Source organism: Pantoea sp. SORGH_AS_0659 (genome assembly GCF_031453915.1).
Classification (GTDB): Bacteria; Pseudomonadota; Gammaproteobacteria; order Enterobacterales; family Enterobacteriaceae; genus Pantoea; species Pantoea leporis.
The window spans coordinates 2,834,337-2,847,042 of the sequence record NZ_JAVJAK010000001.1 but is presented as its reverse complement, the minus strand read 5'-3'; the positions used below and the strand labels follow the sequence as shown (position 1 = coordinate 2,847,042).

Sequence of the window (12,706 nt, the reverse complement as noted above, 5' to 3'; positions counted from 1 at the left end):
CATTGTTTATCTGTTGGTCGATCCCCATATCTTCGGGAGCTTTCGGCTTTTTCTCCTATCGAAGAGACGGGGCGGCAACTACGTTTAATGCTGTAAGTGTCGGGAAACAATAAATAAGGAATCGAATCAGATGAAATTACGCGTTATTGCCTGTGGCCTGTTGGCCAGTTTTGTTTCCGCATCAGTATTGGCGGATGCGTCCAGCGATCTGCAACAGCGTCTTAATAAAGTGAACAGCTTCCATGCCAGCTTCAGTCAGAAAGTGACCGATGGCAGCGGCGCCAACGTGCAGGATGGTGAAGGCGAGCTGTGGGTGAAGCGCCCAAGCTTGTTTAACTGGCACATGACCGCGCCAGATGAAAGCGTAATTATTTCTGATGGCAAAAATCTGTGGTTCTACAATCCCTTCGTTGAACAAGCCAGCGTTAGCCTGTTGCAAAATGCAGCCAGTAATACGCCGTTTATGCTGATTGCGCGTAACCAGCCAAGCGACTGGAAACAGTACAACATCAAGCAGCAGGGCGATAACTTTGAACTAACGCCAAAGAGCAGTGATGGCAACCTCAAGCAGTTCACCATCAATGTGACATCGTCTGGCACCATCAATAAGTTCAGCGCGATTGAGCAAGATGGTCAGCACAGCGATTATCAGCTGAAGAGCCAAAACAACGGCGCTATTAGCCCAGACAAATTCACCTTTACGCCGCCAAAAGGGGTAACGGTGGACGATCAACGTCAGTGAGGTCACGGTGAGTAACCTGTCTCTGGATTTCGCTCCATCGAATGAGTTTCAGCCGCTGGCCGCGCGTATGCGGCCGGCGACGCTGCAACACTACATTGGGCAACAGCATTTGCTGGCGCCCGGTAAACCGCTGCCGCGCGCCATTGAGGCCGGGCATCTGCATTCGATGATTTTGTGGGGACCGCCTGGGACAGGGAAAACGACATTAGCCGAGATTATCGCCCATTACGGTAAAGCTGATGTTGAGCGCATTTCTGCTGTCACTTCTGGCGTGAAAGAGATTCGTGAAGCGATCGAGCGTGCCCGACAAAATCGTCAGGTGGGTCGACGCACCATCCTGTTTGTCGACGAAGTCCATCGCTTTAACAAAAGTCAGCAGGATGCTTTCCTGCCGCATATTGAAGATGGCACCATTACGTTTATTGGTGCCACCACAGAAAATCCCTCGTTTGAACTCAACTCGGCGCTGCTATCCCGTGCCCGCGTATATTTACTCAAGTCTCTGACCACTGCAGATATTGAACAGGTTCTGTTGCAGGCGATGCAGGATGACGAACGCGGTTATGGCAAAAGCGATATTGTGCTGCCGGATAATACGCGCCGTATGATAGCGGAACTGGTGAACGGTGATGCACGTCGGGCATTGAATACGCTGGAAATGATGGCGGATATGGCTGAAAGCAATGCCGAAGGCCAGCGTGAATTAACGCCACAATTACTCAACGAAGTTTCCGGTGAAAGGGCGGCGCGTTTTGATAACAAAGGCGATCGTTTCTACGATCTGATCTCCGCTCTGCACAAGTCTGTTCGCGGTTCAGCACCCGATGCGGCACTTTACTGGTATGCAAGAATCATCACCGCCGGCGGCGATCCGCTGTATGTCGCCCGCCGTTTGCTGGCTATCGCCTCGGAAGATGTGGGTAACGCCGATCCGCGCGGCATGCAGGTTGCGCTAGCGGCCTGGGATTGCTTTACGCGCGTCGGTCCAGCCGAAGGCGAAAGGGCGATTGCGCAGGCGATTGTTTACCTTGCCAGTGCACCCAAAAGTAATGCCGTTTACACCGCTTTCAAAGCCGCGATGCGCGATGCGCGCGAATTTCCTGACTACGATGTGCCAGAACATTTACGCAACGCCCCAACCAAATTGATGAAAGAGATGGGGCTGGGCAAAGAGTATCGTTATGCGCACGACGAGACTAACGCCTATGCCGCTGGCGAAGTCTATTTCCCGCCTGAAATGGCGCAGACGCGCTACTATCAACCGACTAATCGCGGGCTCGAAGGGAAAATTGGCGAAAAACTCGCCTGGCTGGCTGAGCAGGATCAAAATAGCCCGATAAAACGCTACCGCTGATAAACACCTTACGGTAAGGTGAGCAAGGATTTCATTGCATTCCATAGGGATGCAAGTCCCGCCATTCGTTCAATCAACCTTTTATTACACAGGATTAGCATGCTCGATCCCAACCTGCTGCGTAACGAGCCAGACGCAGTCGCAGAAAAACTGGCACGCCGAGGATTTAAACTGGATGTGGAAACCTTACGTTCGCTTGAAGAGCGTCGTAAAGTCTTGCAGGTAGAAACTGAAAATCTGCAGGCTGAGCGTAATTCCCGATCCAAATCCATCGGTCAGGCCAAAGCACGTGGGGAAGACATCGAGCCGCTGCGTCAGGAAGTGAACGCGCTGGGCGAACGCCTGGATGCGGCTAAAGCAGAACTGGATGCCCTGCAGAACGAAATTCGTGACTTTGCCCTCGCATTGCCAAACCTCCCGGTTGACGAAGTCCCGTTGGGTAAAGATGACAGCGAGAATCAGGAAGTCAGCCGCTGGGGCCAGCCGCGCCAGTTCGATTTCCCGGTGAAAGATCATGTTGAGCTGGGTGAAGCCGCCAAAGGTCTGGACTTTGCCGCCGCGGTGAAATTGACGGGTTCACGTTTCATTGTGATGCAGGGCCAGATTGCGCGTCTGCACCGTGCGCTTAGCCAGTTTATGCTTGACCTGCACACGCAGCAGCACGGTTATCTTGAAACCTATGTTCCGTATCTGGTGAATCAGGAAACGTTGTATGGCACCGGACAGCTGCCGAAGTTTGGTGAAGATTTGTTCCATACCAAGCCGCTGGGCGAAGAAGCGGGTAGCAGCAACTATGCGCTGATCCCTACCGCTGAAGTGCCGCTGACCAATCTGGTGCGTGATGAGATCGTTGAAGAAGAATCTTTGCCGCTCAAACTTGCTGCGCACACGCCATGCTTCCGTTCTGAAGCCGGTTCGTACGGGCGCGATACGCGTGGTTTAATCCGTATGCACCAGTTCGATAAAGTGGAAATGGTGCAGATTGTGGCGCCTGAAACCTCCATGGATGCACTGGAAGAGTTGGTGGGCCATGCTGAGAAAGTGCTTCAGTTGCTCAATCTGCCATACCGTAAAGTGCTGCTTTGCACCGGCGATATGGGCTTTGGCTCTTCCAAGACCTACGACCTGGAAGTTTGGCTGCCAGCACAAAACACCTATCGTGAAATCTCCTCTTGCTCCAACATGGGTGATTTCCAGGCTCGTCGTATGCAGGCGCGCTGCCGTAGCAAAACCGACAAGAAACCGCGTTTGGTGCACACGCTGAACGGTTCTGGTCTGGCAGTGGGTCGTACTCTGGTGGCTGTGCTTGAAAACTATCAGCAGGCAGATGGCCGCATTGAAGTGCCAGAAGTACTACGTCCTTATATGGGCGGACTGGAATTCGTTGGCTAATCAACGCGCAATTATATAAGCCCGGCAATGCCGGGTTTTTTGTTTCTTAAGCGGCAAAATAATTATTTTTTAGTCGGAATTAATAAGAAATAAACGTTATCGACAATAAATGGCTCTTAAGCATTAAAAATCGTAAATTCAAATAGATAGATGCCAGACTTGTATTCCTCATCATGCTTCTAACCCTCTGAAGATAAAAAAAATAAATTGTTCCGCAGCAAATCGTGCGGCGACGAATTTTTGCACATTGACTTTAAGATAGCGGATGGCAAACTGCGCGCAATTATCGTCATCTCTTTTGGTTTTATTCCCTATGTCAACCTGGTCGCGCCCCGTCGTTTTGCTGCTTTGCGGCTTAATGCTTATGACGGTGTCTATCGCTGTGCTTAATACGCTGGTACCGCTCTGGCTTACCCATGATCAATTGCCAACCTGGCAAGTGGGAATGGCTAGCTCATCGTATTACACCGGTAACTTGCTGGGCACCTTGCTCGCGGGCTGGTTGATTACTCGTTATGGTTTTAATCGCTGTTTTTACCTCGCCAGCGTGCTTTTTGCCGTAGCGACCATGGGCATGGTGATACTGGATGGTTTCTATAGCTGGACATTACTGCGCTTTACCGCAGGTGTCGGTTGTGCACTGATTTGGGTGGTGGTTGAGAGTGCCTTGTTATGCAGCGGTACCGTGCGTAATCGCGGTCAGTTGCTGGCGGCTTATATGATCATCTATTACCTCGGCACTGTTGCAGGCCAGTTGCTGGTGAGCCGCGTGTCGACCGAGCTGCTCCACGTGATTCCATGGGTGACTGCACTGATTATCTGTGCGGTATTGCCGGTAGTGTTTGTGCATGTCAATACCAGCGCTGCGACAGAAGAAGCTTCAACGGGGCGCCTTTGGGTTATGTTGCGTCGTCGTAGTTCTCGTCTCGGCATCAATGGCTGCATTATTTCCGGTATCGTTCTCGGCTCACTTTATGGCTTGATGCCATTGTATCTGTCACATCAGGGCATGAGTGATGCAAACGTCGGTTACTGGATGGCGTTACTGGTCAGCTCCGGCATTGTAGGTCAGTGGCCGGTAGGACGTTTAGCTGATCGCTTTGGTCGCCTGATGGTGCTGCGTGTGCAAGTGTTTGTGGTTATCCTGGGTGCGATTGCTATGTTAGGTGATACTGCGATGGCGCCAGCGCTGTTTGTGCTTGGTCTTGCGGGTTTTACACTTTATCCGGTGGCGATGTCCTGGGCGTGCGAAACCGTCGCGCATCATGAGTTAGTGGCAATGAATCAGGCGTTACTGTTTAGCTATACCGTGGGCAGTTTGGTGGGGCCGGGAATGACGTCAATGCTGATGCAGAATTACTCTGACCGCCTGCTGTTTGTGATGATTGCTGCAGTTGCACTGGTTTATCTGGTGATGTTACTGCGCAAAGCCGATCATCAGGCTACTCCTGTCGCACATGCTTAACGCATTCCCATGAAATAGTAAAAAGGGGAGCCGGTGGTTCCCCTTTTGTTTGCGGTTAATACATCACTTCATGGCCGTAGCTGGCGAGGATATTCTTCACTCGCTCCATGGTTTCCTTGCTCGGCGGCTTAACACCATCCAGCTTGTACTCTTCGCCCATGGCGATCCATTTGTGTTTGCCTAACTCGTGGTAAGGCAGCAATTCGATCTTCTCTATGTTATCCATATCTTTGGTAAACTCACCCAAGCGATGAACGGAGTCATCATCATCGGAGTAGCCAGGCACCACTACAAAGCGGATCCAGGTGCGTTTGCCTCTCTTCTGCAGATAGCGCGCAAAGTCCAGCGTACGATGATTGGAAACGCCCACCAGAATCTGATGCACATCATCGTTAATCTGTTTTAAATCGAGCATTACCAAATCAGTGGCATCAAGCAATTCATCGATCACCGGATCGTAGCGACGAACAAAGCCGTTGGTGTCGAGACAGGTATGAATGCCTTCTGCCTGGCAAGCGCGGAACCAGTCACGCACGAACTCCGCTTGTAAGATCGCTTCGCCACCCGACGCCGTCACGCCACCGCCAGATGCATTCATGAAGTGACGATATGAGAGCGCATCCTTCATCAACTCTTCAACGGTAACTTCTTTACCGCCATGCGTGTCCCATGTATCGCGGTTATGGCAATACAAGCAGCGCATGAGGCAGCCCTGAAAAAAGGTAATGAAGCGGATGCCTGGGCCGTCAACGGTGCCGCAGGATTCAAAGGAGTGGATACGACCGATGGTTGACATTGCGATGAGTTCTCCAGGTGAGCCTGAATATCAGGCAGCACAATCTATGTTGTGCTCTAAAAGTGAAAGTCGATTTTGCCAGGTCGCCAGCACCAGCAAACTGGCAAAACGGACTTGTGGAGAAAAGGCTCCCGCAGGAGCCTTTCAATCTCAGTGAACTACGATTACAGCGACTGTGTGAACGTACGGGTAATTACATCTTTCTGCTGCTCTTTGGTGAGCGAGTTGAAGCGCACAGCATAACCGGATACGCGAATGGTCAGCTGCGGATACTTCTCAGGATGTTCCATCGCATCCAGCAACATCTCACGGTTCATCACGTTAACGTTCAGATGCTGACCGCCCTCAATATTGGCTTCATGGTGGAAATATCCATCCATCAGGCCAGCAAGATTGGTTTTACGCACGTTATCATCTTTACCCAGCGCATTTGGCACGATGGAGAAAGTATAAGAGATGCCGTCTTTCGCGTAAGCAAAGGGCAGTTTCGCGACGGAGGTCAGTGAAGCCACCGCACCTTTCTGATCACGGCCGTGCATTGGGTTAGCACCCGGACCGAATGGCGCACCCGCACGACGTCCGTCTGGCGTATTACCGGTTTTCTTACCGTAAACCACGTTAGAAGTGATGGTCAGCACTGACTGAGTTGGCACCGCGTTACGGTAGGTTTGCAGTTTCTGAATTTTCTTCATGAAACGTTCAACCAAATCGCACGCCATGTCATCAACGCGAGAGTCGTTATTACCAAATTGCGGATATTCGCCTTCAATTTCAAAGTCTACCGCTAAACCATCTTCATCACGGATGGTTTTCACTTTGGCGTATTTGATGGCAGAAAGTGAGTCAGCCGCAACAGACAGACCCGCGATACCACAGGCCATGGTGCGATAAACGTCACGATCGTGAAGCGCCATCAGTGAAGCTTCGTAGCTGTACTTATCGTGCATGTAGTGAATGATATTCAGGGAGGTGACGTACTGCTTAGCCAGCCAATCCATGAAGTGATCCAGGCGCTCCATCACGGTGTCGTAATCAAGAATCTCGTCAGTGATTGGTGCTTCTTTCGGACCCACCTGCATTTTCAGTTTTTCGTCAACGCCACCGTTGATTGCGTACAGCAGGGTTTTTGCCAGGTTGGCACGCGCACCGAAGAACTGCATCTGCTTACCGACAATCATTGGGCTAACGCAGCAGGCGATAGCATAGTCATCGTTGTCGAAGTCAGGACGCATCAGGTCATCATTCTCATACTGCAATGAGGATGTATCGATAGACACTTTTGCGGCGTATTTCTTAAAGTTAACCGGCAGTTTTTCTGACCACAGGATGGTCATATTTGGCTCCGGAGATGGCCCCATGGTGTAAAGCGTATTCAGGAAACGGAAGGTGCTTTTAGTCACCAGAGTACGGCCATCGACGCCCATACCCGCCAGTGATTCTGTTGCCCAGATTGGGTCACCAGAGAACAGCTCATCGTATTCAGGTGTACGCAGGAAGCGCACCATACGCAGTTTCATCACCAGATGGTCAATCAGTTCCTGTGCTTCTTCTTCAGTCAGTTTTCCGGCCTGAATATCGCGCTCGATATACACATCAAGGAAGGTGGATACGCGACCAAAGGACATTGCCGCACCGTTCTGAGATTTCACCGCCGCGAGATAGCCATAGTAAGTCCACTGAACGGCTTCTTGAGCATTGGTAGCGGGCAGCGAGATATCTGAACCATACTTCGCAGCCATCTCTTTGATCTGACCCAGTGCGCGGTGCTGTTCAGAGATCTCTTCACGCAGGCGAATGGTGGCTTCGAGGTCAACGCCATTCTCCATATCGCTCTGCAGAGAATTGAACTGCGCAACTTTGTCTTTCATCAGAAAATCGATGCCGTACAGCGCAACGCGGCGATAGTCACCGATGATACGACCGCGGCCATAGGCATCCGGTAAACCCGTCAACACGCCTGATTTACGGCAGCGCATGATGTCAGGGGTGTAAACATCGAACACGCCCTGGTTATGGGTTTTGCGGTAATCAGTGAAGACTTTTTTCAGCGCGGGATCAAGTTCGCGGCCATAAACCTTGCAAGAACCCTCAACCATTTTGATGCCGCCAAACGGGATGATGGCACGTTTCAAAGGTGCTTCAGTTTGCAGGCCAACGATTTTTTCCAGCGATTTGCTGATGTAGCCGGCATCGTGAGAGGTGATGGTTGAAGCCAGATCGGTGTCAAAATCTACCGGCGCGTGGGTGCGGTTCTCGATTTTGATGCCTTCAAGTACGCTGTCCCACAGCTTAGTTGTGGCCGGCGTCGCGCCAGCGAGGAAGGATTCGTCGCCTTCATACGGTGTGTAGTTTTTCTGGATAAAGTCACGGACGTTGACGCTGTTCTGCCATTCGCCGGCGCTAAATCCTTCCCAGGCTGACGCCATTTTTTCATTCAGTTCGGACATGATATACCTGCCTTATTTAGGGAGACTTTGACGTATGGCGCGCTGACTCAGCACGCCCGTACCAATTCATTAATGCACCGGCTCATCGCCACGCAGATAGATTACCCAGTAGGTCAAACCGACTAATAATCCGCCGCCAATAATGTTGCCGATGGTCACGGGAATCAGGTTGTTAACAATAAAGTTACTAACGCTTAGTGATGGGAACTGTGCTGCGCTTGCACCAGCCATTTGCCAGAATTCCGGGCTGGAAAAATCACGGATAACGATGGCCATCGGGATAAGGAACATGTTGGCAATACTATGTTCAAAACCGCAGGCAACAAACATCGCCACTGGTAGGATCATCGCAAACATTTTGTCCATCAGACTGCGGCCGGAATAACTCATCCACACCGCCAGGCAAACCATCAGGTTGGCGAGCGTACCGAGACTCACTGCTTCAATAAAGGTGTGATGCATTTTATGGTCAGCGGTTTGCAGGACATTCAAACCCCAGGCACCATTCGCCACCATGTGTTCACCGGCTAACCAGATCAGCGCGACAAAGAACAGCGCACCAAACAGGTTACCGATATAGACCGTCAACCAGTGTCGACCGAGTTGCAGCCAGGTGATACGGCCGCTGGCTTTTGCCACCACGATCAAAACAGTTGAGGTGAACAGGTCAGCACCGCACACCACGACTAACATTAAACCGAGCGAGAAACAGATACCGCCGATCAGTTTTGCTATGCCGTAGGGCATTGCTCCACTTCCGGTGGTCGCAGTGATATAGAAGACAAATGCGATTGAGATAAATACGCCAGCAGTGATGGCAAGGAAGAAGGTGGTTAAAGGACGTTTAGTAGCTTTATATATGCCGGCTTCTTCTGCAACTTTCGCCATTGCCGCCGGTAATAATGAATTAAAAGGGTTGTCAGCTTTCACACTAACGCTCTCCAAAAATTGCCTGTAAAGATATTAACAAAGGAGTATAGGTCAGAAATTGATGTGGATCATATTTGACCGGAAGGTCGCTGATAAGCGAAGCGTAAATGCGTCTGAGTGCTGCTTAAATTATTGAATTTATTGTAATAAATAATTTTTAATTTATGCAAAATAAGTTGAAGGTGGCTGCGGGCAAGACTAGATTTTGTTAAATATCATTAACGATTAAAGCTGAATTGTTATTTAATAATGCACTTAAATCTCTTTGTATGATCAATATAAAAAAATGGCACTGATTTTTTCAGTGCCATTGACCAGTACCCTAATTTCTATAAATGGAAATTTAAGCGTTAAGGCTATTTTTGTGACCAATAACGACGTTTAGCTGTCTGCAGCTTTTCATAGGCAGCGAGTAATGATTGATGCGCAGGGAAAGCTTTCAGATCCAGATCGACCGCTTGCAATCCATAGAAGGGCGCTTCGCCACTGATTGCCGCTGAAGCAGCCTCAACAGCAGCCTGGCCGTACATACGAATAAAGGCGCGATGATATTGTAGCGGATCGCGTTCCTCTTCCATTGCCAGCAGCAGCAAGGTTTGCAGACAGCGGTAGTAGTTTGCGCGCTCTTCACTAAAGATGGACTGATTAAACTCCATCGTCCATTCAGTCCAGATCAGAGCCTGATCCAGGTCGCCGCCGGCCAGCGCCAGCATGGCTTTCAGCTCGCCAATACGTAGCGTGTACCAGCCATTATCTTTGCCTGATGCCAGACCCAGCAGCTCGCGCACGCGAGTAAAGTCATCATGACCTTCCTCATCCAGTTGCACAATCAGCTCGAGATAGGTTTCGGGTTCCCATTGGCTGTCTGGCAGCGCCAGCAGGGTTTTGCGCAGTGGTGCGCCCATGCTGTTATTTGCCAGCAGCAGATCTTCTGCTGGATAAATATCAGACATGCCCGGCACGATAATGCGGCAAGCGTAAACACTCAGATGTTCATAGTCAGCGATATAGACTTCTTTATCTTCCGCACGGAAGATCGCCATTAGCGTATCAAACTCTTCGTGAGTGGTACCCGCAAAGCTCCAGTCGACGAAAGGATAATCGGCATCGTCTTTAAACATATCCCATGAAATCAGGCCGCTTGAATCGATGAAATGCGTTTCCAGGTTAGCGTGTTCCGCTACCTCTTCATCATCGAACGTCGGCGGTGTGAACACGTCGAGATCTTTCAGACCACGGCCCTGCAGCAGTTCAGTAACGGTTCGCTCAAGTGCGACGCCAAAGTCCGGATGTGCGCCAAACGAAGCGAAGCAGGTACCATTTGCTGGATTGAACAGCACAACGCAGATAACCGGGTATTTGCCGCCGAGTGACGCATCGTATGAGAAGATTGGGAAACCTTCTGCTTCCAGACGTTCAATTGCTTCAATTACGCCAGGATAACGCTGCATCACCTCTGCTGGAATTTCTGGCAGGCTGATGGATTCGGCGATGATGCGATTCTTAATATGACGCTCAAACACTTCAGAAAGACCCTGTACACGCGCTTCGTTCGCGGTGTTACCGGCAGACATACCATTCGAAACGTACAGATTACCGATGATGTTCATCGGGATATACACTGTTTGCTGGTCAGATTGACGGGTAAATGGCAGGCCACAAATTCCACGCTCGTCATTGCCGGATTGCAGATCAATCAGCTCAGAAGCACCCAGGCTCTCATCAGGATCATAGAACTTGCGCAGGCGCGCATCCAAAATGCCTTCTGGCAGGCTGTCGTCCTCAGTGAGCGGGAACCATTTTTCATTCGGATAGTGAACAAAATCACCATTAGCGATGGATTCACCCAACCAGAAATCGGCGAAGAAATAGTTAGTAGAGAGGCGCTCAAAATATTCGCCCAGCGCTGAAGCCAGAGCGGCTTTTTTGCTAGCACCTTTGCCATTTGTAAAGCACAGCGGGCAGTCGCGATCGCGAATGTGTACTGACCAGACGTGTGGCACCGGATTCAGCCAGGAAGCTTCTTCAATGTTGAAACCAAGGTCTTGCAGTTTCTGCTGAAAGCGAGCAATGGAATCTTCCAGTGCGGCGTCTTTTCCGGGGATAAACGTTTGCGTCATGGTGGCGCTCTCTTAAGTCAATGGGGTGGGCGTAAAGCGCGCAATAATACGGGTTTTATGCGTGCTTCGCTATTCAGTCAGCCAAATTTATCTCAGACTGGTTAAGGTTGTTACGCCATTACGCTTGCCGATTTTTCTTTCTGGAACAACCTCACAAAATTCCATGGCTTAATGCATTTATGACATAAGCTGCGGTGAAGCTGGCTCTGGAAATGTGATCGCTGCCGGATTAATGATTGCAGCCATCTGGAGGCAATGATAAAACCGGTTGGGTATTCATAACCGTTCGATATGACAGTGGTGAGGGGAAATGACTCAGGTTTATAATTTTAGCTCTGGCCCGGCTATGCTGCCGGTAGAAGTGCTCCGTCGCGCAGAACAAGAACTGACAAACTGGCACGGATTAGGCACCTCGGTGATGGAGATCAGTCACCGCAGTAAAGAGTTTATTGCTGTTGCAGAAGCGGCAGAACAAGATTTTCGCGATCTGCTGAAGATCCCAGCCAACTACAAAGTTTTATTCTGCCATGGCGGTGCGCGTGCGCAGTTCGCGGCCATTCCCGGCAACTTGCTGGGTGATGCAAAAACCGCGGATTATATTGACGGCGGTTACTGGGCTCACAGCGCAATTAAAGAAGCCGAGAAATTCTGCTCGCCAAATACCATTGATATTAAAACCACGCGTGATGGTAAGCGTGCTTTATTACCAATGCGTGAATGGCAGTTAAATGGTGATGCGGCTTATGTCCATTTCTGCCCGAACGAAACGATTGACGGCATTGCTATCGATGAAGAGCCGGATTTTGGCGATAAAGTCGTAGTTGCCGATCTCTCTTCTACTATTCTGTCTCGTCCAATCGATGTGAGTCGCTATGGCGTGATCTACGCTGGCGCGCAAAAAAATATCGGCCCGGCGGGCTTAACCTTAGTGGTTGTGCGCGAAGATCTGCTAGGCAAAGCACAACGTTATGTGCCTTCTATCCTTGATTACAAGGTGCTGGCCGAAAACGAATCGATGTTTAACACTCCGCCGACTTTCGCATGGTATCTCTCTGGCCTGGTATTCAAATGGCTGAAAGAGAAGGGCGGCGTGGCTGAGATGGACAAACTGAATCAGGCAAAAGCCGACTTATTGTATGGCGTGATTGATAACAGTGCGTTTTATCGCAACGATGTCGCAAGCGAAAACCGTTCACGTATGAACGTGCCATTCCAGTTAGCCGATTCCTCATTGGACAAAGTGTGTTCCTGGAAGAGTCTCTCAAGGCTGGGCTGCACGCGTTGAAAGGCCATCGCGTGGTTGGCGGTATGCGTGCATCGATCTACAATGCGATGCCGCTGGAAGGCGTTAAAACGCTGACTGAGTTCATGGTCGACTTCGAACGTCGCCACGGCTAATTGCTTTTTTCATGCCAGCTTGTCTGGTACCAGACCCCGTCACACGATGGGGTCTCGTATTT

8 protein-coding genes and 1 pseudogene are annotated in these 12,706 nt (G+C 50.4%); 5 read left to right on the top strand and 4 right to left on the bottom strand.

Annotation, left to right across the window (positions count from 1 at the left end; all coding sequences use genetic code 11):
* Nucleotides 1-130 precede the first annotated feature (130 nt).
* The 4 genes from lolA (at nucleotide 131) to Q3H59_RS13435 (ending at nucleotide 4,953) form a co-directional block, all read left to right on the top strand.
* Nucleotides 131-742 (top strand): outer membrane lipoprotein chaperone LolA, encoded by a 612-nt coding sequence (lolA, locus tag Q3H59_RS13450; protein ID WP_008102417.1) that lies wholly within the window; start codon nucleotides 131-133, stop codon nucleotides 740-742.
* 7 nt (nucleotides 743-749) lie between these two features.
* On the top strand, nucleotides 750-2,096 hold the full coding sequence (locus tag Q3H59_RS13445) for a replication-associated recombination protein A (RefSeq protein WP_110865839.1): 1,347 nt from the start codon (nucleotides 750-752) through the stop codon (nucleotides 2,094-2,096).
* Nucleotides 2,097-2,195: 99 nt separating this feature from the next.
* The gene (gene serS / locus Q3H59_RS13440) at nucleotides 2,196-3,488 is read left to right on the top strand and encodes a serine--tRNA ligase (RefSeq protein ID WP_280172638.1); all 1,293 of its coding nucleotides are present in this window, start codon (nucleotides 2,196-2,198) and stop codon (nucleotides 3,486-3,488) included.
* Between the two features lie 313 nt (nucleotides 3,489-3,801).
* On the top strand, nucleotides 3,802-4,953 hold the full coding sequence (locus Q3H59_RS13435) for an MFS transporter (RefSeq protein WP_101760964.1): 1,152 nt from the start codon (nucleotides 3,802-3,804) through the stop codon (nucleotides 4,951-4,953).
* Nucleotides 4,954-5,008: 55 nt separating this feature from the next.
* Here the strand turns inward: Q3H59_RS13435 and pflA are convergent, their stop codons facing one another.
* The 4 genes from pflA to ycaO form a co-directional block, all read right to left on the bottom strand.
* On the bottom strand, nucleotides 5,009-5,749 hold the full coding sequence (gene pflA, locus Q3H59_RS13430; protein WP_101760963.1) for a pyruvate formate lyase 1-activating protein: 741 nt from the start codon (nucleotides 5,747-5,749) through the stop codon (nucleotides 5,009-5,011).
* Between the two features lie 164 nt (nucleotides 5,750-5,913).
* On the bottom strand, nucleotides 5,914-8,196 hold the full coding sequence (pflB, locus tag Q3H59_RS13425) for a formate C-acetyltransferase (RefSeq protein WP_192413872.1): 2,283 nt from the start codon (nucleotides 8,194-8,196) through the stop codon (nucleotides 5,914-5,916).
* Between the two features lie 69 nt (nucleotides 8,197-8,265).
* A complete protein-coding gene (gene focA, locus Q3H59_RS13420) occupies nucleotides 8,266-9,126 on the bottom strand; it encodes a formate transporter FocA (RefSeq protein ID WP_280172639.1) in 861 nt (286 codons plus the stop codon).
* A 356-nt stretch (nucleotides 9,127-9,482) separates the two neighbouring features.
* Complete coding sequence (gene ycaO, locus Q3H59_RS13415) at nucleotides 9,483-11,246, bottom strand: 30S ribosomal protein S12 methylthiotransferase accessory factor YcaO (RefSeq protein ID WP_280172640.1); 1,764 nt, start codon at nucleotides 11,244-11,246, stop codon at nucleotides 9,483-9,485.
* Nucleotides 11,247-11,556: 310 nt separating this feature from the next.
* Between ycaO and serC the strand changes: the two are divergent.
* Nucleotides 11,557-12,644, top strand: a pseudogene (serC, locus tag Q3H59_RS13410) (3-phosphoserine/phosphohydroxythreonine transaminase).
* The last annotated feature ends 62 nt before the right edge of the window (nucleotides 12,645-12,706 follow it).